The organism is Reichenbachiella sp. 5M10 (assembly GCF_002742335.1).
Lineage (GTDB): Bacteria > Bacteroidota > Bacteroidia > Cytophagales > Cyclobacteriaceae > Reichenbachiella.
Genome location: NZ_MDGR01000007.1, coordinates 1,916,093 through 1,941,878, shown reverse-complemented (window position 1 = coordinate 1,941,878; position 25,786 = coordinate 1,916,093). Strand labels below are relative to the sequence as shown.

General features: G+C 43.9%; 16 protein-coding genes. 8 read left to right on the top strand and 8 right to left on the bottom strand.

Annotated elements, in window-relative coordinates; genetic code table 11:
• Positions 1 to 72: 72 nt before the first annotated feature.
• From BFP72_RS07775 to BFP72_RS07760, 4 genes are all read right to left on the bottom strand, one after another.
• The gene (locus BFP72_RS07775; RefSeq protein ID WP_099598596.1) at positions 73 to 2,979 is read right to left on the bottom strand and encodes a TonB-dependent receptor; all 2,907 of its coding nucleotides are present in this window, start codon (positions 2,977 to 2,979) and stop codon (positions 73 to 75) included.
• Between the two features lie 203 nt (positions 2,980 to 3,182).
• Positions 3,183 to 4,256 (bottom strand): helix-turn-helix domain-containing protein, encoded by a 1,074-nt coding sequence (locus tag BFP72_RS07770; RefSeq protein WP_099598595.1) that lies wholly within the window; start codon positions 4,254 to 4,256, stop codon positions 3,183 to 3,185.
• A gap of 82 nt (positions 4,257 to 4,338) precedes the next feature.
• The gene (locus tag BFP72_RS07765; RefSeq protein ID WP_099598594.1) at positions 4,339 to 4,887 is read right to left on the bottom strand and encodes a hypothetical protein; all 549 of its coding nucleotides are present in this window, start codon (positions 4,885 to 4,887) and stop codon (positions 4,339 to 4,341) included.
• Positions 4,888 to 5,039: 152 nt separating this feature from the next.
• On the bottom strand, positions 5,040 to 6,053 hold the full coding sequence (locus BFP72_RS07760; RefSeq protein ID WP_099598593.1) for a zinc-binding alcohol dehydrogenase family protein: 1,014 nt from the start codon (positions 6,051 to 6,053) through the stop codon (positions 5,040 to 5,042).
• A 193-nt stretch (positions 6,054 to 6,246) separates the two neighbouring features.
• On the opposite strand from BFP72_RS07760, the gene BFP72_RS07755 reads away from it, so the two are divergent.
• Together BFP72_RS07755 and BFP72_RS07750 are read left to right on the top strand one after the other, a co-directional pair.
• Entirely contained in the window at positions 6,247 to 7,890 is a 1,644-nt protein-coding gene (locus tag BFP72_RS07755; RefSeq protein ID WP_099598592.1) for a tetratricopeptide repeat protein, read from the top strand.
• Positions 7,891 to 8,476: 586 nt separating this feature from the next.
• Entirely contained in the window at positions 8,477 to 18,061 is a 9,585-nt protein-coding gene (locus tag BFP72_RS07750) for a S8 family serine peptidase (protein WP_099598591.1), read from the top strand.
• Positions 18,062 to 18,176: 115 nt separating this feature from the next.
• On the opposite strand, the gene BFP72_RS07745 is transcribed toward BFP72_RS07750, so the two are convergent.
• A complete protein-coding gene (locus tag BFP72_RS07745; RefSeq protein ID WP_099598590.1) occupies positions 18,177 to 18,521 on the bottom strand; it encodes a HopJ type III effector protein in 345 nt (114 codons plus the stop codon).
• Between the two features lie 183 nt (positions 18,522 to 18,704).
• On the opposite strand from BFP72_RS07745, the gene BFP72_RS07740 reads away from it, so the two are divergent.
• Positions 18,705 to 19,268 carry a TetR/AcrR family transcriptional regulator gene (locus BFP72_RS07740; RefSeq protein ID WP_099598589.1) on the top strand — a complete coding sequence of 188 codons (564 nt, stop codon included), beginning with the start codon at positions 18,705 to 18,707 and terminating at the stop codon, positions 19,266 to 19,268.
• A 73-nt stretch (positions 19,269 to 19,341) separates the two neighbouring features.
• Positions 19,342 to 19,899: a carboxymuconolactone decarboxylase family protein gene (locus tag BFP72_RS07735; protein ID WP_099598588.1), complete on the top strand. Its 558-nt coding sequence runs from the start codon at positions 19,342 to 19,344 to the stop codon at positions 19,897 to 19,899.
• Between the two features lie 145 nt (positions 19,900 to 20,044).
• On the opposite strand, the gene BFP72_RS07730 is transcribed toward BFP72_RS07735, so the two are convergent.
• From BFP72_RS07730 to BFP72_RS07720, 3 genes are read right to left on the bottom strand one after another with little or no spacing between them, the layout of a single operon-like run.
• Positions 20,045 to 20,809: a LytTR family DNA-binding domain-containing protein gene (locus BFP72_RS07730; protein WP_099598587.1), complete on the bottom strand. Its 765-nt coding sequence runs from the start codon at positions 20,807 to 20,809 to the stop codon at positions 20,045 to 20,047.
• Positions 20,806 to 22,602, bottom strand: coding sequence for a histidine kinase dimerization/phosphoacceptor domain -containing protein (locus tag BFP72_RS07725; protein WP_099598586.1), 1,797 nt, complete (start codon positions 22,600 to 22,602; stop codon positions 20,806 to 20,808). Before BFP72_RS07725 ends, BFP72_RS07730 begins: the two co-directional genes overlap by 4 nt.
• A gap of 3 nt (positions 22,603 to 22,605) precedes the next feature.
• Positions 22,606 to 23,136 (bottom strand): hypothetical protein, encoded by a 531-nt coding sequence (locus tag BFP72_RS07720; RefSeq protein WP_143519984.1) that lies wholly within the window; start codon positions 23,134 to 23,136, stop codon positions 22,606 to 22,608.
• A gap of 488 nt (positions 23,137 to 23,624) precedes the next feature.
• On the opposite strand from BFP72_RS07720, the gene BFP72_RS07715 reads away from it, so the two are divergent.
• Genes BFP72_RS07715 through BFP72_RS07700 form a run of 4 tightly spaced genes read left to right on the top strand, consistent with a single transcriptional unit; the run spans position 23,625 to position 25,726 of the window.
• Positions 23,625 to 24,215: a hypothetical protein gene (locus BFP72_RS07715; RefSeq protein WP_099600721.1), complete on the top strand. Its 591-nt coding sequence runs from the start codon at positions 23,625 to 23,627 to the stop codon at positions 24,213 to 24,215.
• 28 nt (positions 24,216 to 24,243) lie between these two features.
• Positions 24,244 to 24,960, top strand: coding sequence for a DUF2589 domain-containing protein (locus tag BFP72_RS07710; protein WP_221406491.1), 717 nt, complete (start codon positions 24,244 to 24,246; stop codon positions 24,958 to 24,960).
• A gap of 3 nt (positions 24,961 to 24,963) precedes the next feature.
• A complete protein-coding gene (locus tag BFP72_RS07705; protein ID WP_099598584.1) occupies positions 24,964 to 25,251 on the top strand; it encodes a hypothetical protein in 288 nt (95 codons plus the stop codon).
• Positions 25,252 to 25,261: 10 nt separating this feature from the next.
• Complete coding sequence (locus BFP72_RS07700; protein WP_099598583.1) at positions 25,262 to 25,726, top strand: DUF2589 domain-containing protein; 465 nt, start codon at positions 25,262 to 25,264, stop codon at positions 25,724 to 25,726.
• Positions 25,727 to 25,786 lie beyond the last annotated feature (60 nt).

Sequence of the window (25,786 nt, the reverse complement as noted above, 5' to 3'; positions counted from 1 at the left end):
GTTGTAATCTTTGGAATGACATCTCGGGCCACTGTTGTAAAGTGGCCCGAGATGAATAAAATAAAAGAGGTATTAGAAGAGGTTGAACCGTAACCCAGCCTGACCTCTGACGGAATAATATTCGACCTGCTCTGGTCGCTCACTTACCCCGTGGTAGTATCTTAGTGGAGCATTGGTCAAGTTGTTGAGCTCTAAGAAAAATCGGAGGGACTTGGTGATACTATAAGCCGCAGACAAATCGACTGTTAGGTTTTTGTCATACCATCTGTAGTTTTCTGGTCCCGCCTCTTGACGAATGATGTCGATGTATTTGCCCTTGAAGTTGGCTGCTACACGCACCATCAATCCATATTTCTCATAGTACACCGACGCATTGAAGATGTTCTTTGGCTGACGAGGCAAGCTCTGTTTGTCCATCAACGTGACCACCTGTCCGCCTTGCTCTTCGTAGCGAGGTACTTCAAGTTCTGATCGAGTGTATGTATAGTTTGCTTCCACTCCAAAGCCATTCAATGCGCCAGGCAAAAAGCTCATACGCTTGGAGATTCCTACTTCGAACCCTGCCAACCACGCAGATTCTAGGTTCTTTGGCTCGATGACCTGATAGTTTTGTCCACTGATGTTGAGGATGGATTGATCCTTGAAAATTACATCGGTGATCTGCTTGTAAAACACTCCACCAGAGAGCAATCCTACATCTTGAAAAAAGTACTCAGCCATCAGGTCTAGGTTGTTGGAGTAGGTAGGGTTGAGGTCCACATTTCCTTTGGTGATTGTTCTTGTTTGATCGTTTCTTACTTCACCTGGATTCAAATCACTGAAGTTGGGCCTTGCAAAAGTTCTCGTATAGGCCGCACGGATGTTGAGATTTTCCTGTGGTGAGTACTTGATGTGGAGCATTGGGAGTAGTGCATTGGTCGTCTTGTGGTTTTCGACATCTTGGATGATCGATACCTCGTCACCATTCGCGTCTAATGTGGTGGTGACTTGCTTTCCTTTGTAGTCCACCGTTGTACTCTCATTTCGTACCCCTCCGATGAGCATCAGTTGGTCTGAGATACTGTACTCTCCCATGATATAGGCAGCTACGACACTTTCTTTGCCTGTGTAGAATCCTGTCGCTGCATCTGGGCTATCTTCTCCGCGTGAGATCTTATACATGCCGTATTGGTTGAGTACATCGTCTGTATAGAGTTCTCTGAGCTGTTTGGTCGTGATTTGATCGATCAGTATGTCTTCATAGGGCGAACCTATTTCTTGCAAGAAGCCTCCATTTTCTGGAAACGACTCAGTTTGTAGGTCGGCCAATGTTGCAGGAGCAGGCGAATTCGGTATACCTAGAAAGGCGCCGGGAATCCAAATAGTTAAAGGAGTTCCTCCTTCTCTGGTTTTGTGTTTGTATTTCCCTCCAGCTGTGAGGGTCAACTTTTCGTTGATTTTCTTACCTATATCCAATTGTCCAGAGACATCTTGCTCTCTACTGCCGATTCCATAGGAGAGCAATTGGCTCAATACTAGTTGCTGTGGGTCCAGACTTCCTTGCATATCAGGTTGAATGTCATCTTCTGGATCGCCGGACGGATCATCTACTTGGAGGTATTTGTAGCCATCGACCAAATCGTCGAATACCACGCCTCTTTGCTGAAAGAATGCCATAGGGTATCCTCGCTCGTCCTTGGGGAGAGACTTGGGGTCATCAGTACTCATGTCGTTGAGGTATGTGGATGCTTTCCAGTCGAGTGACCAGCCATTGCCAAGGTTGTGTTCTCCACCTACCTCTCCGCCACTCAGTTGGATAGTGAACTTGCCGTTTCGGGTCATGACTTCTGCCATGTTTTCTAGGAAATAGAAGTTGTGCTGTCTAGCGATTTCGTTGTCTGTGAAGTCACTGTATACACCTCGAGCGAAGATTCTGTGATTGGTGTTAAACTCATATTCCAATCCTACATTCAAACCAAGAGTGGTTCGTTGTCCCATATAGTCTCTCAACTGTAAGTTGTCTACTGCAAATTGCTCTTTTGGGTCAGGAGAGGAGAAGTTGTATTCTACCTCGTAGTTGTCAGATCCCCAGTTTCTGTTCCAGTAGGCAGCAGATACCATGAAACCAAACTTGCCGATGCGGTCTCCGTAGAGCATGGATGCGCTGTACATGGGTTTTTCGGCTTGACCGTTGTACCCACCCCCCAAGCTCACGTTGAACGTTTTATTTTGCGGTGCAGTGCGGGTAATGAAATTGATTGATCCGCCGATGGCATCTCCTTCCATGTCGGGTGTGATGGCTTTGGAGAGCTGTACATACTCGATCATGTCACTAGGGAAGATATCCAAAGGAACACTACGCGTACCCATAGAGTTGTCAGATGTACCGTCTGAGGCAGGTAGACGGTCACCGTTGATGAGGGTGGAGTTCCACTCCGCAGGCGTACCACGTACGAGCGCATAGCGTCCTTCACCTTGATCTCTCTCGATAGATACTCCTTGGATACGCTGTACGGCTTCTGCGGCGTTTCTATCTGGTAGCTTGCCGATCGCATCGGCGGCCATTACTTCCATGATACCTGGAGATTGTTTTTTGATATTGAGTGCTCGTTGCTGTGACGGGAAGTAGGTGCCTTTGACGACTACATCGTCTAGCTCAGTGACAAGTACTTTCATATTCACTTCACCGAGGTCCTTGGTTTCTCCAGCTGTGAGGTCAACTTCTACTTCATGATTTTCATAACCAATGAAGGAGAGTACCAAGGTGCTTTTGCCTGTAGGGAGGTTGGTCAATCTAAACTTGCCAGCTAGATCAGTAATGGCACCTTTGGAATTTTGGTCCTTCACTCTGACATTGACACCTGGCAAACCACTGAGCTCATCTTGTACCACGCCGACTAGCGAGGCATTCTGTTGAGCATGTACGGGACGAAGGCTGATACATAGCAGTACCAGTGCGATCACGGACGCGAGTTTAATTGTAAAATTTCTTTGATTCATTATTCAGTTATTTTTGATTTTGGGCAAATCAAAGTGAACTGAAAGTCCAAAAGGTCTTTCCCGTTTGGCAACAACTTTTGAATGTACATCTCGCACGGCACGGTCAAGAAAGAATTCATAAATTGCTAACAATGTGTAGTTTAACGAATTTATGGTTGCTTTTAACGATTGGTTAAGCTTATGTTAAGTTCCCGTTCTTGTGCTCAGTTGGTAGGGATTAGGTTCTTTCGGTACTGAGAGGGGGTGGTACCTGTGACTTTCTTAAAGTAAGTATTGAAGGTTGATTTAGAATGAAAACCAACTTCATAGGCCAGACTTAGCAAGTTGCCTTTGGATTGATTGTTTTCGAGTAGGCGGATTGCCTCGGTGATGCGGTGCTCGTTGATGAAGTGGTAGAAGTTGCGCTGGTAGTAGCTATTGAGCAACTGTGTGAGGTGGTGCCGTGGTATATCGAGCTGACTGGAGAGGTCGAGTAGGGTGAGTTCTGAGTTGAGGTAGGGCTTTTGATGTAGAATGTAGTAGTCGAGTTTCTCTTGATAGAGTTTCAAATCAGTTTCCTGGAGGCCTGATTTTTCGTATTTCTCCTTGGTTTCATTCGTAGTTTGTGTACGTACACTTGCACTTCGAAGTTTGTATTGGAGGATCAAAAAGGCGATCATGACAAATAGTGTATAAGGAATGAGTCGAATGTTGAGTTGATTATCTACATCGTGTAGTGAGCTGAAATAGTACAATGGGAAGCCTAGTACTACTACCAGTATCAATAGAATATTGATCATTTGCAGCAGATTCTTTTGCATTTTCATCAGGCGATCGCTAGTCTGGAATGAAGACAGCAGATAGAGGCTGTAGCCGTTGTAAAGAATGAAGGAGGGCAGCTCGAGGTAAGCGATGTATTGTTTGTAGTACATCACCAACGCGCCACTACCTATCAGCCCCATAGAACCTACCACTGCTAGTAGGTAGAGAAGTGAGATGACACAAAATGGAGTAAAATGAATCAAGGCTTCATACCTTCGGATTTTTCTATTCGTCAATAGTTTGGTAGCTAGTAGGAGGAAAGGACCGTAAGCAAAACCAAAACTACTTGCCAGTTGGTCGAATACATATTCGTTTTGTAGAATGAGGAGTATGAAAAACTTGGTAGCCAAATGGAAGCCCATCAGGACAAGAAAATAGATAAGTATCCGGTCAAAGGAGTTTTTATTGTCGTGAAAGACAAGTAATAAAATGGATATGACTACTTGAAAAACGGCGATAGAAGTTAAAATTTCCATTTTACAAAGATGTCCTTTAGCCGTTATTCGCCTTTTATCCTATTGTTATCAAATGAAGTATTACGACTCATTCTCATGTAGACTATTCAGGTCTACTTGGATAATCCGGGCTGGTCACTTGAGAAACCTGAAGACCAAAGTAGTCTACCACTTGGTCATAATCGCTGTAGTCTACTCTCGAACGTGCATTGACGAACTGTGCAGGTAGGACCACTACTCGCGCGATCCAGTTGTCGGTCAGGTTTGCTCCGAGATTGTCCAAATTGACCGTGCCGTCGAGGAACAACTCTGCATCGTACTTGGTATAGTCATAGTTGTAGCTTAGGATACCATCGTCGAAGTACAAAGTCTGTGGAAGGGCGCGCCAGATTTCCGTACCATCATTTGTCACTTCCCAAAGTAAGTATACCACCATTACATCCGAATCCAGCATTGTGAAGTCATTCGGCAGCTCTAGCAACGCGCTGTACTCTGGAGCAGAAAAACTCAAATCATATTCAAAGACATAGCCTTCATCACCATTTAACCCGTTTTCGCCATCTTGTCCGGCTGGTCCTTCAGGGCCTTCACAGCCAAAGCAGAAAATGACTAACAAGGCAGAGGCGAGTGACAGTAAGTTTGATTTTTTCATGATAGTATTTCTTTGGTTTGAATACGATAATAAGTAAAAATGATGCCAATTGTATGGCAGGTTAGCCTTAGGGTATATTGAAAAACTGTTTGTGTTTCAATATTGATATTTTGTAACCTAGTTAATAGCACTGAAGTCGATGGTGTTAGTCGCTAATACTCAATCACCGTCTTGCCAATTGTTTTACCAGATTCTTGCATTTGGTGGGCCTTCTTTAGATTTTCTACAGAAAAGCCTTTGAGCGTAGTAGTCAGTGTGGTCCTGAGGGTACCGTCATCATACAGATTGCTGATGTGATTGAGGATGTCATGCTGTCTCTCAATATCGTCAGTCGTGTACATCGATCGTGTGTACATGAGTTCCCACGAGAAGCTTACGCTTTTGGTTTTGAGGACGTTTAGATTGAGTGGCTCGCTACTTCCTGTAATCGATACAATATGGCCTTGAGGTTTGATAAGCTCCGCAATTGTTTCCCAATAGCCCCGTAGATCTACGAAATCTAAGATGTAGTGGACTTGGCTATGACCGATTTTCTCTAAATCTTCTTTGAGATGATGGTGATTGACTACATGGTCTGCCCCCATATCCTTGCACCACTGCACCGAATCGGGTCTCGATGCAGTAGCGATCACCGTGAGTCCCGCTATTTTCTTGGCGAGTTGGATAGCGATAGAACCTACTCCACCTGCACCTGCGAGGATCAGTACCGTCTTGCCTTTGTCAGTTGTGGGATTGATCTTGATGCGGTCAAAGAGCGATTCGTATGCTGTCAGTCCAGTCAGGGGGATGGCAGCCGCCTCGGCTATGCTCAGACTCTTTGGTTTGTAGCCTACGATCCTCTCGTCCACCAACTGATATTCGGCATTGCTGCCGCTACGTGTCAAGTCCCCCGCATAGTATACCTCGTCACCTATATTGAAGTTTGAGGTAGCTTCACCCACTGCTTCCACCGTCCCGACAGCATCCCACCCGATGATTTTGGGGATATCTAGGGTTTTGTCCTTGGCAGCACTCGTTCTGATTTTGAAATCTACCGGGTTGACAGAGATCGCCTTTATCTTGACCAGCAGATCGTGTCCAGTAGGAGAAGGTTTGTCCGTTTCAAAGGCTATGAAACTGTCTTGTGCTGTGATAGGTAGTGATTGTTTGAATCCAATGGCTTTCATGTGTTGTTTTTCGTTTACTGAGTTAGTCTTTACGCAAAATAAATGACTAGGATTGGTCGAGCTTGAAAAGAAAAACTAGACCTACCATTTCTATCTCATACAGGAAGGTCAATAGACCGACGAAGACAATCAATCCTCAAGCATTTTGAAGAAGAGCTGCGCATCAGATGACCATAGAGCTTATATTTGAGCGATGAATAAATTTAAGGGCTTTTCAATTGTTTTTGTTTGCGTATTGGTGTGGTGGGGGATTCCACATGTGCAAGGTCAATCTTCGTACGGTTACATCGATAGTTTGAAAAATCGACTGGCCACCACCTTAGATTCGGAACAACGGGTAGAGGTGTTAGTTTCATTGGCCAATCGGTACCAAACCAAAAGCCTTGATTCAGCCTTGTTTTATGCCAAAACAGCCTTGGCTTTGGCAAACCAAGAAAATTGTAGAGACAGTGTTTTCGTCCAAATCCACAATGTACTCGGCAGAACTTATGTCAGTATGGGAGTATTTGATGAGGCTACTTCTCATTATTTGGAGGGGTTGAAATTGGCAGAAAACAATCAACAAACCGTCCTGTATATCAAATTGCTGATCAATATGGGAGTCATGGATTTGAGACAAGGCAACTATGCCAAGGCAGAAGAGAAGTATTTGAGAGTGATTGAGCTAATCAAGAAGTATTCGGAAGTGCACTCTTTTCCCAAAAAGTCATTGTATCTGGCTTCAGTATACAACAATATCGCCCTAATCTATGAACATCGACATGATACTGCCATGATTATGAACTATTATGACACGGCACTCATGTATTCTACAGCGATCGATGATCATCGCAATATTTCGCTAATACTCAACAATATTGGCAACATTCAACTCCATCAACGGAATTTTGAAGAGGCGCATGAGCACATCGTCACCGCCATCGAGATAAGGAAAAAAAGCGATAATAGACTGGGTTTGGCACAGTGCTATCATACTATGGGCTTTTACTTTTTGGAGCAGTCTCAGTGGGATTCTTCTTTGTATTATTTTGAGAGGAGCATCACTCTGTTGGATGAGTTGGGTAGTCTTACCGATATGGTGACTTCACAAAAAGGTTTGGCCTTGGCTTATGAAAAAATGGGGAAGTATAAAGAGGCACTATTCGTTCAAAAACACTACAAGCAATTGTATGACAGTTTGTTCAACATCCAGCGTGTGTCAGAGATCGCAGACATCGAGGCATGGTATGAGTTTGAAAACCGACAAGCCGTGTACGAATTGGAAGAGAAGAAAAGAAGCTTTAGGTTTTATCTTATCCTCAGTATCATTTTCTGTACGACGCTGGTTGCTGGAGTATGGATTATTTTTCATTTGAAACTGCAAAAAAGAGCCCTTGAAAGCAAACATCAAAACCTAAATCTAACACTCGAACATAAGAACAAGGAGATGACCACCAAAGCGCTGTATCAATTCCAGAAAAACGAATTGATTGAAGGGGTTGTCCTTCAGCTCAGGGAATTGATTGACAAAGTAGATGCAGACCAAAAAGCTAAGGTACAAGGGGTGATCAAGAATCTTGGAGAAAGTGCCAAGGATGACACTTGGGCCGAGTTTGAATTGCACTTTAACCAAACGCATCAAAATTTTTACAAGGCACTTGAGCACGATTACCCCGAACTCACTCCAAACGAACGGAGGTTGTGCGCCTTTCTCAAATTGCAGATGACCTCCAAGGAAATATCAAGTCTCACGGGGCAAAGTGTACGAAGTATTGATGTGGCTCGTACACGCCTACGAAAGAAGTTTAACCTAACCAATACAGAAATCAACCTGGTAGATTTCTTGTCCGCCATTTAAGAGGTATACGAGAATCGTGACGAAAAAGCATCGATTCTTATGATGTAGGTATTCGTTTATGATTATCCGATTGACTCTCCAGTTGTACTCTTTCTTATAAGTGTTTTTCTGATTTTTTTAGTTTTCATTCATGTTTTATCGCAGGCAAATCCTCTTTGTGCAGTCATTGTGCAGTAGGGTAGGGTGTCCTGTAGTAGGTATATGCAGTGTTTACTTCGGCATTTATATGTAGTGACCTATACATTTGAGTTCATTAATCTCTCGGACAAGTAGGGAGTGTAACTCATGGATCGCCATCATAAGACATATCGCAGAAGTGCCATCAGTACCAAACTGAGAAAAGACCTGCAGGTGACTTTCTTGAAGCGACCTTTCATGGCAGAGGGTTACACATTTGGATACATGAATATCATCTGTCCCTATTTTTAATCTTCCCCCCTAAAAGCGATTAGAGAGAAATAGACGTAACTCAATTCGTCACGAAACCATCCCAACCACCCCAACCTAAAACTGGTTCTATGCTAGACATGTATGGAGCCAGACAGAAGAATATTTTATTAAACATACTATTTTAATTTAAATCAATATGAGAAAAAGAGTACCGATAAGGCCCATACTCTTGGTTGTAATGATGCTGTTTTCGACATTGTATGTCAGTGGACAGTCTAGCTATGACCAATCTGTATTTCGGGTGAAATTTGAAAAATCAAGCGAGTCCTACCTGAGAGGGATGAACGTGAGATTGAACGCCAATGGTGTGATTCAGACCGGTTTGAACAAAGTCGATTTGATGAATGAAAAACACCAAGTGGTAAGTATGAAAAGAGTTTTTCCCTATGCGGGAAAATTTGAAGCCAAACACCGCAAATATGGGCTGGATCTTTGGTACGAAATTGAAATTAAAAAGGGTGCGGACATAGATGATGCTCGGCAGGATTTCTTTGCACTGAATGAAATCTCGACGAGTGAATTTATCCACGCCAAGACGAGCCGAGCGGTTGAGGCGGCTAGCTTCAACTCTACCTTGGCGATGGCGACTTTGCCAGATGGAGTGGACGACCCTCGCTACGCAGAGCAGTGGCACTATGAAAACACGGGTCAAACAGGTGGTAAGGTCGATGCTGATATTGATCTAGACAATGCGTGGTTGTTGGAAACGGGTAGTACAGATGTCATCGTGTCTATCCATGACGAAGGTGTAGACTATGATCACGAAGATTTGGTCGGCAACATGTGGGTCAATACTGGTGAAATTGCCAACAATGGGATCGACGATGACAATAACGGATTCGTGGATGACGTCTATGGCTACAATTTCGCCCAAGTGCAGGGGGAGATCACCCCAGGAAACCACGGTACACACGTGGCAGGTACTGTAGCTGCCGAGTCCAACAATGGTATCGGTGGGTCCGGCGTAGCAGGAGGAACAGGGTCAGATGATGGAGTTAGGCTCATGTCATGTCAGGTGTTCTCAGGGACAGGAAGTAGAGGGTTCTCTTCTTCGTATGTATATGCAGCGGACAATGGTGCGGTGATTTCTCAAAACAGCTGGGGATATACTGTCCCGGGTTCTTACGAGCAGTCAGTGCTTGATGCCATTCGTTATTTCATCGCTGAGGCGGGATATGACGAAAGTGGAACCCAAGTTGGCCCTATGGCTGGTGGTATTGTGATTTTCGCCGCAGGAAATGACGCGGACAATGATGCATATTATCCAGGATACATGGAGGAAGTAATTGCTGTAGGAGGAACGAACCATACGGATTACAAATTTTATGCCTCCAACTATGGTCCTTGGGTAGATATCGCGGCTCCCGGCGAAGATATATTTAGCTCCTTGATCAACGATGGCTATACCGGAACGTACTCTGGTACTTCTATGGCTTGTCCTCATGTATCAGGTGTAGCGGCATTGATCGTATCTAGATTCAAGGAAGAAGGGATTACTCCTGACTTGGTTAGGAGCAGACTACTCAATACCACGGATCCGTTGACCTTTGATGGAGCGGAAAACTGGGGTACTGGTCGAGTGAATGCCTACAAGGCACTAGCCGATGATGACGGTGCTGCACCGGTAGCGATCACAGATTTTCAAATGGATGCAATCACGGACCTCACAGCGAGTTTCTCGTGGACAGCTCCTGCAGATATGCCGAATTCTACTCAGGTCACCTATTATGACTTGCGTTATTCTACTCAGCCTATCAATGCTTCCAATTTTGGAGAGGCGACCCCAGCGAATGTCAAAAAGCCATCTAGTCCTGGCACAACCGAGGAGATAATCTTGGAGGGGCTGTTGCCTGCGACTACTTATTACTTTGCGATCGTATCGTCTGATTATTTTGGCAATACCTCATCTTTGTCTACTGTATTATCTGGTACGACTGAGGATGCACCTACGATTGCTATAGCTGGAGATCCTAGCGTGACCATCGATCTATCGACTGATACAAAAACGGCCTTGGGTAGTTTCACGATTACCAACGAAGGAGCATACCCACTTTACTTTGATATATTGCCAACCTATGGAGGTATAGCAGAATATGAAGTCGAGACAAGTTTATTATATGGAGGAGTAGGAGTGAGCCCAGGTCTTCCTCTTGTACACTACGCAGGAGATTATCAATCCTTTCAAAATCAATCGATCAATACGGGTAGTTCTATAGGAGCGCAATTGAATTTTGCAAATCAAGAGCAAGATGTACTAGCTTATGACGATGGAGATGATGAAGTAGCGGGTGCGTTGAAAGTCACCAATCAAAGTGGTGAATACAACAGTTGGATTTCTGCCACGAATTTTGAAGTGCCTGAGCAAGAGGGGCATTTCCTCTTGTCACAAGTGACCACCTATATGCAGGTGAGCTACGAGGCAGCAGGTATGGAGACAACCTTGATGATCATCGAAGGAGGAGAGACTCCCGCAGATGGTACGGTGCGACTTTCACAAGTGTTTGAACACAAAGAAAGCAGCCAGTTTTTGAATATCCCGCTAGAAATACCATTGCCTTTTGAGAGTGGTGATGAGTTTTGGGTAGTTTTCTTGCTGCCCGAAGAGAGAGTGGAGTTTGGTTATGATATCGTAGAAGGAGGCAATCGGCCCAATACGCACATGGCATTCATGAACAATCAATGGACGGATATTCAGTCGTTTGAAGGGTATGAAAATTATGTGTGGACTGTCAGAGCCATAGAAAAGTCAGTGGATGGACTAAGTCTCGACGTGGTACAAGGTGAAATAGCCCCATTGAGTTCGCAGCATATCGAAGTGAGTTATGATGGCGCTGAGGTCGTCAGAAACGCGACTTATGATTTTGAACTTAAAATCATAAGCAATGATCCAGTCAATCCAGTGACAGTGGTCGATGCGCAAGCTACGATAATTGGCCTGCTGGAACCAGAGATGGAAGTAACGCCAGCGAATATCGAAACCATCATCGATGCGTCTGTTAGTACGACGGCTGTAGAGACAATCACTATTACCAACACGGGAGATGGTGACCTGATTTTTGATTTTGAAAATCAGGTAGAAGTACCAGAAGTGTCCATCGCAGCAGTGACCTCATATACTTCACTATTGGATGTGCCGGTATCTGCTGGTGTCGCACCACATGTGAGTACTACACTTGATACGACAGTTCCAGTGGCTAAGTATGGAGAAGGATCGTTGGCGTATGGACATCAAATACATCCCGACGAGTTCTTTGTTACTTTTTCTACAGATGCACCTGGAGAGTATGCTACACAAGGTGAAGGCATAGGGTACAACGTTATCGCGGCGGACTTCACACGAGGAGATGTGACCAATATGTATATCATCAATGATGAGTCAGAAACGCTCATGAAAATGAACCTTGAAACAGGTGAGCGTTCTGTGATTGGTGCTACGGCTCCTTTCAACGACATTGCGACAGATAAATTTGAAAATGTAGTTTATGGTACCTACTTCAACGGATACACTTCTGATCTATATACCATGGATGTCTCTACTGGGGCAGTGGAACTGGTAGGATCTATGGGAGACGGTATCATGGTCGCGATTGCTTGTGACGGAGAAGGTCAAATGTGGGGCTATAAGCTCGATGATGGCAACATATATAGCATCGATAAAGCGTCAGGTGCTGCTACAGCCATTGGTCATGTAGGTTTTACCGGCAACTACAACCAGAGTTTGGCTTGGGATCCTAAGACCGACATGATCTATCTCGCAGCATACAACTATATCGAAGAGCGTGGAGAGTTTAGAGTGGTCGATACGCAAACTGGAGCTACCGAGTTGATAGGTGTATTCCCAAACAACTCTCAGGTATCCGCACTAGCGTTTGCTGGTGGAGGGTATGTTGATTTTGCAAGTGTATCACCGACGAATGGTACAGTCGCTCCAGGCGCGTCCATGGATGTTCAGGTCACGATAGATGCCATGGAGTTACCCAATGGAGACTACTACACGCCTCTATCTATTAGCACCAATGATTACGATCATTTGACACAAGTAGTGCCGGTGGCCTTAGAAGTAACTGGACAAATCGGTGAACTTTCGGTAGATCATCAGGTATTGGATTTTGGTTCTGTATTGCTAGGAGCAGACAAAGAGTTGGAAATCAAAATGTCTAACCGTGGAATTGGAACTTTGGATATCGAGAGCATCACTTCTACGAGTGATTTGTTTACTACAAATCTCGACGGCCCAGTAGTCATTGATATGAATGGAGACCATACGGTAAAGATTAATTTCAAACCGGACGAAATTGGTCAATTCAATAGTTCTATGTCTATTCAAAGCAACGACCCCAACAGCCCAGTGACCAAAATAACGTTGACTGGATCTGCGATCTTGCCTCCGGAAGTGGTAATTGCTCCAGATACTATTATGTTGTCTTTGAACTCTGGTGAAATCGTCACGAGACAGTTTACGATCAAAAACGAAGGAGCATACCCTCTTCAATACTCTATTCCTGAAAACCAAAGCGGAATATTGAGTGAAGAGCAAGTGGCGTTGAACTCATTGGGTGGTCCAGATGATGCAGGCTACCGATGGATCGATAGCAACGACAGCAATGGACCCGAGTTCGTTTGGAATGATATCTCTACCTCCGGAACGGAGATCATGTCAGGGGCTTATACAGGTTCGGAGTTTGTTGAATTGCCCTTTGACTTCCCATTTTATGGTGAGACCAAGACGAGCATGTATATCAGTGCAGAAGGTTTTGTGACTTTCGCGAGTACTGGGTCTACGACCAATTACAACAGAGCGATACCTAATGCATATACTCCGAATGACCTTGTGGCTGGGTATTGGGACAACTTACGATTCCCAAATACGGTAGGCAACATGTACTACGAGGCTTTTGAGGACAGAATCATCGTCCAGTGGGAAAAAGTTGGTAACAGCAACAATAACGATGGTACCATTTCATTTCAGATTGTACTCTTCGATGATGGACGCATCATGTATTATTATGAGCAAGCTTCTCTGGGTATCAAAAATTCTGCAACCATTGGTATCGAGAATGCCGACGGTACTCAAGGATTGCAAATCAACTACAATGAGACCTTTGTCGAAGATGAACTGGCTATTTTAGTATTCCCTGGTTATCAAGGGTTTGACAATGTAAGTATAAACAAGTACAACGGGATCATCCCAGCCGGAGAAGAAGAGACGATCGAAGCAACGATCGATGCTACGGGGCTATTGGAAGGGGTGTATAGTCATGAGATATACATCTACAACAACGATCCTCTCGTACCTAAGGCTCAGTTTACCGCTGTACTAGACGTGATTGGACATCCTGAAATCACCGCTAATACAGAGTCGTTGACTTTTGCTCCAATTATCGATGGGACGAGTGTCATTCAGAGTTTATCTCTCAAAAACACCGGTTCTAAAGATTTGGTTGTAAGTAGTATAGCGTCTAGTGATGAGGCATTTACGACGTCTTTTGTTGAAGAATTGACCTTGGCTGCTGGACAGCAAGTTTTTGTAGAAGTGACCTTTGCACCAGTTGATGTGGGAGTGTTTACGGGTGATTTGACTGTCACGAGTGACGATGATTTTGGAAACAGTAGTTTGGTCATTCCAGTATCTGGGTCGACTATTGCTAGTCCAGAGTTGCGTGTGACTACAGACATTGATCCAGTAGAAGTCTCTTTGGCATCTAGTGAATCAGACAAGGTATCTGTGACTGTGGAAAATATCTCAGGGTCAGTACTTAACTACGTCGTGCACGCACCATCATTTATGACCCTAGATGGAGTCACAACTCCATCTGTAGTACAAGGTGGTGACAATTTTGGATACACATGGGCTGATAGTGACAGCAGTGATGCCGTGATCTATGACTGGGTGGATATCGCCGAATCAGGCAATAGATTGGCTTTGGGTGAAGGAGATGGAATATTTGTTTCTCTACCATTTACTTTCCCATACTATGGCAATACCTACGACGAGGTACAAATTGCCTCCAATGGTTTTCTGACTTTCAATACGACACTTGGGGCATCCGGTGGACAGAGCAACCGAAGTTTCCCATCGACGATTGACCCAGACAATCACATTGCTATTTTCTGGGACGACCTTGATCCTGAAGAGATGGGAGATGTATACTATCTAGCTACTCCAGATTCACTGGTCGTACAGTACACCAATGTCTCTAGAGACAACAGTGCTTACGGAGCGACATTCCAAGGGATCCTCTATGCAAATGGAGATATCAAGATGCAGTACAAAGATTTGGAGGCCTATACTGCCATCAATAGTGTGTCTGTCGGAATGGAAAACGAAGACGGTACTGATGGATTGACGGTAGTCTACAATAAGTTAGATTATCTGAAAAGTGAGTTTGCAGTCATGATCACAAGTCCATACTACAAAGGAGTCTTGGAAGCAGGATTGTCTGAATCGTTTGACTTGTTGATAGATACGGATTCAATCTACCATGGAGTTTATATGGAGCCTATTCGAATCGTGAGCAACGATACAGACGATCAGATCACCGAAATCACAGCAACTCTCAATGTATCGGGTGTTCAAGAGATCAGTTTGAGTACAAATGAGATTCTTTTTGATCCTCTGCATTATGTAGAGGGTGAGAACTTCAACCAGATCAAGGAGTTTACGGTATACAACGAAGGGACCAAGGACCTCATGATCTCATCGTTGACTTTCAGTGATGAAATGGCAGGGTTTGGAATTGATAAAACAAGTAGCTACACGGTGGCTCCTAAGGATTCACTGGTTGTGAAAGTGACTTTTGCACCGGATCAAGCGACTGATTTTGTCAACACACTCACTATCAACAGTGATGACGCAAGCAATCCAGTGCTGACAGTAAGTATGAGCGGAGTAGCTGTATTGCCTCCAGCCGCTGTGGTGAATCCATTGGAGACCTTGGTGTTGGACTTATTGAGTACCGAAGTAGCATCTGATGCGATTACTCTGACCAATGAGGGCATGAGTGATCTAGAGTATACAACCGAAATCAGATTCTTTCCTTACGGATTCTCTGATGTGAGCTCATCGGTGGTGCCTTCATTTGAAGACAGTATCTACTACGACAAGCATACCGATCCGGACGGTTACTATGGTCAAAACGGAGGCTCTGTAGCGCCTAAAGTGGCGGTCAAATTTACGCTAGAGAAGGAGAGGTTCTACTTGACACATGTGAGCAATTACTACAACAGCAACGGTGCTTATGAGCCCTCTTTGTTGCAAGTGTACAAAGGAGGAACACGTCCTGAAAATGGAGAATTGGTGACGAGTCAACAGTTTTCTCATCCAGAGGCAGAAAATGGCTACAACGCGATCATTGCCTTGGAAGAACCACAGTTGTTTTATGAAGAAGAAGAACATTTCTGGGTGGTCATAACTTACCCGACTTCTATGCTACAACCTGCTGCGTACAACGATAGATTAACGTCGGACCCACGTGCGTCTTGGTATTTCCCAGGTCATTCTTGGCTCAGTGATGCAGCCCATAATTTCAAAATCAGAGCACTAGAACAAGTAGGTGGGTATGGTGATTGGCTGACTGTAGATCCAGCAGCCGGAACTGTGGCTCCTGATGCAAATACGGATTTGACATTCTATCTCGATGCTTCCGAAACGGATCGTGGAGGTTCGCACTATGCCATGGTGACTTACAACTTCAATGACCCACTGACTCCTTCGTTGGAAAGAGCAGTAGAAGTCTATGTCAATCACTTACCAGAAATCGATGTACTCGAAAATATCAACGTACAGGAAGGTTCAGAAGTGAGTTTCGTAGCGGAAGTTTCGGACTTGGATGGAACCATAACTGAGATCGCTTTGGCTGAAGAGTATGCGTTTACTTCGCTGGCTCTCTCTGGCAATACAGCGACTATTGTTTATAGTCCTGACTATGACCAAGCTGGTGTACATGTGATTGAGTTGGTGGCAACAGATGACAAAGGAGAGACAGTGGTCAAACCGATACATCTGACAGTAGCCAATGTCAATAGAAATCCCGTCGCTAGTCAAGTAAGTGACATGCAACGCTACCTTCATGAGGGAGTATTGACTCTAGAAGGCAATACTATTTTTAGTGATGCAGACATGGATGCTTTGACTTTCAGAGCGATCAATGAGAGCGATGAAGTTGCTACGGTATTGACTACTTCGACAGGTTTTGAGATCACTCCCGTCCAGGCAGGCACGACATTCGTTGGGCTATTTGCCTCAGATGGAACGGTCGAGGTGTTGACTTCATTCAACTTGACGGTGGTAGAAAACCAAGCGCCAGTAGCTGTGTCTCTTGAGAATATATCGAGATATGTAAGTGATGGAGTGTATTCGTTGGTTGCTTCGGAGATATTCTCTGATGGAGACCATATTTTGACTTTTACTGCTACAGTAGCTGATGCGACTGTTGCTACAGCAGCAGTGACTGCCTCAGGGTTTGACATCACGCCGCTTTCGGCTGGAGCAACTCTAGTGACTTTGACTGCAACAGATGGTATAGTGGAGGTATCTACTTCATTCACTGTTACGGTGGCTGTTCGAAATTCAGCACCAGTAGCTGTGACTGTAGAAGACGCGACGCTTCAAGCAGGAGGAACGAGCTTGACCTTTGCGGCAAGCAGTGTGTTTACCGATGCAGACAGTGATGTGATGTACTTTGATGCCTCAGCAGCAGATGCTACGGTAGTCGGTGTTTCCATTTCGTCCGGCAACTTCATCATCGAGCCCTTGGCAGAAGGAAGTACAACGGTGACTTTGACTGCTACAGATACTTACAACGATGAAGTAACTGTTTCATTCACGGTCAGTGTAGAAGAAGAGGAAGAAGACGAGGAGGAAGAGTCCACCGAGACCAACGCTGCACCAGTAGCTGTGACTGTAGAAGACGCGACGCTTCAAGCAGGAGGAATGAGCTTGACCTTTGCGGCAAGCAGTGTGTTCACTGATGCAGACAGTGATGTGATGTACTTTGATGCCTCAGCAACAGATGCTGCGGTAGTGGGAGTGTCTATTTCGTCTGGCAACTTCATCATCGAGCCCTTGGCAGAAGGAAGTACAACGGTGACTTTGACTGCTACAGATACCTACAACGATGTGGTGACTGTTTCATTCACGGTCAGTGTAGAAGAAGAGGAAGAGTCCACTGAAACCAACACTGCACCAGTAGCGATGACTGTAGAAGACGCGACGCTCCATGTAGGCGGAACGAACTTGACCTTTGCGGCAAGCAGTGTGTTCACTGATGCAGACGGTGATGTGATGTACTTTGATGCCTCAGCAGCAGATGCTGCGGTAGTCGGAGTTTCCATTTCGTCCGGCAGCTTCATCATCGAGCCCTTGGCAGAGGGAAGTACAACGGTGACTTTGACTGCTACAGATACCTACAACGATGAAGTAACTGTTTCTTTCACAGTAAGTGTAGAAAGCAACATATTGTCATCCATCGAAGTAGAGCGTTTGGAGATGGATTTGTACCCGAACCCTGTCAAAAACCAAGTGAATGTAAAATGGGAGCCAGGAGTAGAGGCGACTATGATACGTTTGTTTGACAATGCAGGAATCATGATTCAGCTGATCCAAGTGCCAGCAAACAGCAGTAACTATACGTTGGATATGGCTACTCTGCAAAGTGGTGTGTATCACATGCAGTTGATCACCAACGAACAAGTATATACGAGAAGGGTAATTAAAGAATAGTCTGCAACAACAGTGGTTGGTCACACGAAGAGTGTGATCAACCTTATCATACATTACTCTAAAAGGCCACCGTATTCGGTGGCCTTTTTGCTTTATAGTGCTATTGAAGGAATATTTAGCCTTTTGCTATAGCTTGACTCTCAAAACGTATCCCTTCCCAGCCATACTGCATGAAGTTTCGAATGTTTTGGTGTCCAGTCCCGTTGGGGTCATTGAGGACATCTATCCTATAATAGTCCCCAAAGCACTGCAGCGTCTCATCGACCGTGTATCCTTGATCCTGAGCAAAGGCAAACAATTTGCATGAACCTGAGTTTTGTCCTGCTTCATTGTATAGGTCTCCATTTTGGAAAGCCGTAGGAGTGAAGGTGTATTCAGCTTCGATGACCTGCATGGTCTCTTCAAAGGTGATTTGTTCTGGTGTCTCTTTGAGTTTGTTAGTAAATGTGCTAGCGTTCATAGTTGATGTGTGATCCATAAATTAATAGGACAAATTTAGAGGCTTTGAGTCATATAGTTCTTCATTTCGTCTGTCTTTCATGTGCTATGTCAGGGTGCATGGGGGATGCATGGAACAAATAATATGAAAATAGTTCTATATTTCTAAACCATCGTTTAGATTGGTCGTATAACAGTATCAACTATGGCTAGACAAAAGACATACAAAGAAGAAGAAGTAATTGACAAAGCCATGAATCTATTTTGGCGTCATGGATATGAAACCACATCCATGGCTATGCTGGAGAAGGAGATGGGTATCAATAAGTTTTCTATCTACGCCAGCTTTGGTAGCAAGGATGGTGTTTTCTTGGAGAGTATCAAGCTATATAAGACTAAACTCAACGTCATTCTAGACAAGTTGAAAAACTCGTCAGAAGGTGTCGCAGCGATCAAACAATATTTTCATGACTTTCTGGCCTTTTCGAAGGATACTAAATGTGGTAAAGGATGTTTGATTTCTAACACGGCCAATGAATTTGGTCCAGATGCAGACCCAGTATTGCAAGTACAGATGACCAAATTTACAATGGAGGTGAGGCAATTGTTCGCGGATATTCTGGGGCAGGATCTGCGAAAGGATGCTGCGACTATAGATGAACAAGCGGACTATCTCATTGTTTCAATGTTTGGCTTGTCGTCGGCTTCACGGATGTTCAACCCTTCCCAAATAGGCCATTATATAGACAATATTTTCAAAAGCATATAATTTTTACCCAATAACTAAACGATAGTTTAGTTTCACCGTTGAACTAATAAATTAACAATAAACAAACACAATTATGAGTACATTGAAAATTCACACCGTAGAATCAGCCCCCGAAAACAGTAAACCTTTGTTGGAAAAATCACAAAGTGCCTATGGGTACGTACCCAATCTACACGGAGCATTGGCAGAATCTCCTCAGTTGCTAGAAGCTTACCAGACGCTGCATGGCCTGTTTACCAATACATCATTTGACAAAGAGGAGTTGACTGTAGTCTGGCAAACCATCAACGTGGAACACGAGTGTCACTACTGTGTGCCTGCACATACAGCCATCGCACACAGCATGAATGTAGACGAGGCGATCATTGAGGCCCTTAGAAACAAGACAGAATTGCCTACTGCCAAGTTGCAAGCCTTGCATGAAGCGACACTTACGATTGTTCGCAATCGAGGACGAATTAGCGAAGATGAATTGAGCGCATTTTATGCAGCAGGCTATGCACAACAGCACGTATTGGAAATCATCCTTGGCTTGTCTCAAAAAGTGATCAGCAACTATACGAATCATATTGCTGAGACACCTTTGGACGAAGGGTTCAAGCAGTTCGCTTGGGAAACGGAAACAGTATAACTTGAGCCACCCAGACACTGGGTTTTAGACCAAATATGTATGTTCATCCGGGTGATATCCTTTGGTTGAACTCTAAAGCCTAGTGTCTAGGTTCTGTTACTTACATCATGTACCAAGGCAAATCGTGTAACCATGAAGTGATGGCTTAGAATGAGTTGAATAATTCAAAAAGTGCCTTTCTGTATTGCTTGCCTACAGGTATTTTTCTATCAAGCACTTGGAGTAAATTCCCTTCATATCCTCGTATAGCCTGTATATTGATGACGTAGCTACGATGAATTCTCAAAAACAGATGTCGCGGTAGTTTCTCTTCCATCTTTTTTAGTACGGTTGAGTAGACGTACTTATCTGAATGAGTGTACACCGTAGTATAGTTGTTGTCCGCTTCCAACAAGGAGATATCAGCCAATGCAACCCGTTCGTAGTAGTTTTTCTTTTTTAGAAATAGAGAATCGTTAAGATTAATGACCTGTGAGTCATGCTCAATCGTGTCCTTTGACTTATTCGAATCACTTATCGCTTTTTGTTCGGCACAATTGCACAGCGCTAGTTCAATAGCGATGGCAATTTCTCTATCGTTGTAAGGTTTGAGTAGATAGGCATAAGGCTTGACATACTTAGCTCGATTGATTGTTTTTTGATCAGAATGGGAAGAAAGGAAGATAAATGGTAGGTGAAACTTATCATTGATGCACTTTGCTAAATCGATACCATCTTGCTCTCCTTTTAGCTCAATATCAATTAGGATAAGGTCTATTGTATGTTTTTCCAATTCGATAAGTGCCTCCCGAACATTGGTATATGGACCGATGATATTGTATGCCGGTGAAAGCCTTATGGCAAGATCCTGAGCTAGGACGATCTCGTCTTCTACGATGAGTATGTTTAACTTATTATTTTTATGCGTCATGATAGAGGGTCTATTTTGATATGGAGTGTCCAGATTGAGCCGTTTTGGTTTGTGTATCTTAAATCCCCATCGAGTTGTGCCACTAATGTGCGAGTGAGTACGAGTCCAAAACCTTCTTTTTGCTGGCTAGGATCAAAGCCACTCCCATTATCCCTTACCAATAGCGAAGCACAACATGGTTTTGTCTGGAACTCAAAGTGAATATTTGGTTCAGAGGTTTCTTCGAAGGCATATTTCAATGCATTGGTGACGAGCTCATTCGTTATTAGGGCCAATGGAATAAGAATGTCGATGAGTAGAGGAGTGTCAGATATATCGAAAGTACACTTCACCTCTCGTCCGTAGCTGTAGACCAAATTTAGAATGAGATCTGTAAAATATTCCTTGACGGAGATTTTGGTTTGAGTGTCTTGTTGATAGAGGCGTTGATGGATGAGCGACAGAGCATCTATTCGATGCTTGCTTTCGTGGATGGCTTGTTCGGCGGGATGCCCCACTAGCTCATGTTTTTGCATATTGAGCAAACTAGAGATCATCTGAAGATTATTCTTTACGCGATGATTGAGTTCATGTAGAAGCACTGCTTTTTCTTTCTCTCGATGAGCTAGTGTCTCCTTTTGTTCCGAGAGTATGTCATTAGCCGTCTTGGCTTGTTCATTCTTTCGATGGAGCAAAAGACTGAGACATACCAATAAAACAACCCCTAGGGCTAAACCATACGCAGCGTAGGTGCGCTGTAGATTGATCTGGTCTAGCAGTTGAATTTCAGAGTTCTTTTTGTCTATTTCGTATTCTGCTTTGATTCGTTCGACCAGTTGGATATTTGTTTTATTGACAAGACTGTCTTGGTATATTTGAAACAATCTTTGGTATTGAAGACTGCTTCGGTAGTCGTGAAGTTCGGCATAGTAAAACGACAACTGCTGACTAAAATCACGTATTTGTTCTTTAAGGTTGGCATCCTGTGCCATTTTTATTGCCTTGAGTAAGTGTTTTTCAGCTTGATCTTTTAATCCCTGTTGCTGATAGACGCGTCCTAGTTCGGCGAGATAGACAGATGTCGAGTAGGGGTCTTTCAACTTTTCTACGATCGCAATACCATCTATCAAATACTCTTTGGCATTTTTCAACTCGATCGACTCATGATACACCATGCCTAGATTGCCAAGGGCATAGCCTCTGATGAGCGAATCCTCTGTATAGTTACAAGTCAGAGCATGGTATAGATAGTGTTTGGCACTATCATAGTGTTGGGTCAATCGAAAAGCTTCTCCTAGGTTGATACATGTCAGTGCATACTTTTTATTGTCTCCACTTTTTTTATAGTTCTGTTTAGCACTCTCTAACAGGCGGATAGCTTGATCATACCGTTGATCCTTTAGCAGGTAATTGGCCGTTTGAGCGTATAGGGCAGCTGCCAAATGATATTCATTTTCGTTTTCATATATTCTGAGTGCACGTGTAGTTGCATGTCGCGATTGGACTTCATTGCCTAATACTCTATGAGCCTCAGCCAATTCTTCATAGGCGCGAGCAATGAGCAGAGGTCTATTCAGTGTTTGGGCGAGTTGCAAGGACTGCTGACCATACTGCAAGGCCATCATGGGGTCATGATGATGATAGGCGATCTGACAGAGTAGCTCTACTTTCTGACTATCTTCTAGCGAATACGTATTCAGCGAATCAATGAGTTGATCGATTCGTAAGCCAGAGCTGATCTGCCCCGTCAAAATCAAAGGCGATAGAAAAACATGGAGGATAAATATCGCCCATGCAACCCTACTGCTTTTCATCAATCAGGCTGAGTTGGTGATTTTGATCAAAGGATCGATGATGCCATATACCTTGCGGCCGGGGACTAAAAAGCTAATGACAATCCCAAATCGAAAAACACAGTTTTCGGATTTCTTTAGGATCGTAACATCCCCCGTTTTTACTCCTTGATTGTTTACCGTACCTACATACAATGTCCCATTTGCTGCCGCCAAGATATTATCCGATTCATTGTATTTGAGTAAATCTCTCCATTCATCAGGGGTCATGTAGCCATTCTCTCGAGTATCCAAATGACTACAATTGTTGATGTATATATATTCCAACTTTAGATTATCATCACTGGAGGCTACATCTATATGCACCGTGTCGTTGTATGCCAAGCTTAGCAGTGAACCAGATTGGATTTTCACAAAAGGGTCTAGTTTCATCGGGAATTCTCTGGAAGACTCAGTGAGTACATTGGTATTCATCAGCACAGTATTCAAATCGTCCTGATTCAGTTCGATGACGTACGGGCTTGGAGTATTCTTTACATGGATTAGTATTTTCATAGTAGTTGTATGGTTTAGTTTAGTGGGTACCGCTTTTGACAAGACGAGATATATTTATTCCCGGTGTTGATCCATTTCTGCATGAGCTCAGCGAGTAGGGCAATGTACGAGAAGTCTGATCTGTTGTTTTTGGGTGAGTACAGTCAAACTCAGATTACTCTCTCCTATAAGTGATACCACAGGTAATGCAGCCCCTAGACAAGGCATCAGCCTTATGCTCAAAAGAATGGATGAACGATGACTATTCTATGAATGTGCCTGATTAGGCCTATAGAACTCGTCCGTTGCTTTAAGTTTCATGGTAAGTACATAGCTTGGTTTTCCTGCAATATCCTTTCAAATAATTGTATTTAAAAGGCTCTACTCAAAAAAAGACAGCATTCACTAATGATTGGATACCGTCCACTCATTCATTTTTTACTTGCAGACGGGTTTCGTCAAGTTTGAATCAAGAAAACAAATTCTTGATCCCTCAAACCAAAAGACCTATGAAGTTCACAAGAGACGCCTTAGTCCAAGTACTCGAGAAAAAACAGTATCGGTTTTTCGACAACCAAAAGCCGTATAACCTCAATATCATTGGCATTAGGAGCAATAACCCCATTGCCAATAGTTTTGATGATTGGTTGTACTTGATATACAGAGATGAGCACTTGGAATGGAAGATTTTTGAATTTGCCATCACTACAGATCCAGGCAACTACTGGCTACAAAATCCCTCAAATGTCAATGGGACAGCCATCTTGGTCCCTGGGCAGTACAGGCAGTCACATGCCATAGGCCTACATCAAGGCAGATACGAAGCACTCAAACAACAGCGGCCCGTAACGGTCTGGCGAGACAATGACCGAGACACAAGCCTTGATATGAACGGCCCGACAGATACTGGCATCTTTGGCATCAATATCCACAGAAGCAATGCCAATGGTGAGTCGACTGTAGTCGAAAAGTGGTCTGCGGGATGCCAAGTTTTTAAAAAAGTAAATGACTTCAATTTTTTCATGGATACCTGTAGAGAGGCCGCCCGGAGATTTGGCAATTCATTTACCTACACACTCTTAGAAGAGTCTGAATTTTAACATCGTAACCAAATTAATTTATTGTTATATGGAAATTGCAAATCAATTCAAGGGTTTGCCTATGGAGACACTCATAGGCGGCCCACTCAAAGCGGCATGTGATGCCAATGTGCTGATGGCGCAAGCCACTTCATCATTTATCAATGATGTGGGGTTCTTGCCAGAGCAAAAAGGGGCTGACGGCAAAATGGTGCCTGGAGCACCGCGTATGGTCGATTTTACCTACGAAAAACCAGGTACCGACCAAGATGGAAAGCCTGCTATTGAGCTTGTAAAGGTAAAGGTTCCAATCCTAGCGATCGTGCCTATACCCAACCTGCAAGTCAATACGGTCAACGTCACATTTGACATGGAAGTGAAAAGCTCAAGCTCATCAAGAAGTCAAACAGATGCTTCTGCATCTTTGACAGCTTCTGCCAAGTTTGGTTTTGGACCTGTATCGGGTAGTGTATCTATCAGTGGTTCGGTATCTACCTCCAAGGAAAATACCCGATCTAGTGATCAATCTGCCAAGTATCATGTAGATGTCAATGCGCAGAACTTTGGCATGCCCGAAGGTCTGGCGAGGGTTCTCGACATGATGAATCAAGCTGCTGCGCCTAGACAGATAGAGCAATACAAGGCGAAAGACGGAGAAATCGAAAGAGATAAGGATGGCAAGATTATAGGCAAGCCAACCTTAGTTGACTCTACGAGCAAACCGATCGAGGATGACGCTACGTCTAGCTCAACTACTACTAAGTAAGCCATGAATTTGCCAGGATCGCCTCCGTCTCATTTTGCTCTAGATGACATACGCTATGTCGCCAAAGTCATCGTCGGCTCAGTGAATCCTCAATCACCCTTTAGTGACAATGAGCACGATAGTCAATTCGATAAACTCAACCAATACTTATCGGGCTATCCCAAAGGGAAGATCATAGGAAGAGATGTCATGATTGCTACTTTCCAGATGGGAGAGCATCAGATGAACATGCAAAAAACCACTTATCACATAGGCTTTAAGAGAAAGCCCGAATGGATAGACAAATCATAACTATATCAACATGTCGCAACAAAGATTCGATCATTTATTGCAGGCCATACACAATGCGGTCTTGCGTGCTCAGGAACTAACAGAAGAGCAGCACATTCATCAAATAGGTAAGTATTTTGATGAAGAAGGAAAACCAATCATTCAGGAACTACAGGTGCCCTCGTTGGACCCTGATGATGATCCTGACAACATGGTGACCCTTCGTGTGCCCCTTATGAGTTTGCTCCCTCCATCAGCTATCAAGATCAAGGAAATGAAAGTCAACTTTGAAGTTGCCCTTGGTAAAATCAAAATAGCGGATGCCAACAAGGAGAAAGAAGGCATGCAAGCCACACTAGATATAGATATGGGTGGGAGCGGAGGCGTCTTCGGCAAAGAACAATCCAAAGCCAACATAGAGATCACATTCGAGTCAGGAGATCCATCGGAGTCTTTCCTCAGGATCAACGACTGTCTGGTCAAAAGTGTGGTGTAACAATGCGCATAACGGCGATACCCGAAAAGCCGAAGATAGAGTAGGGACAAAACTTAAACT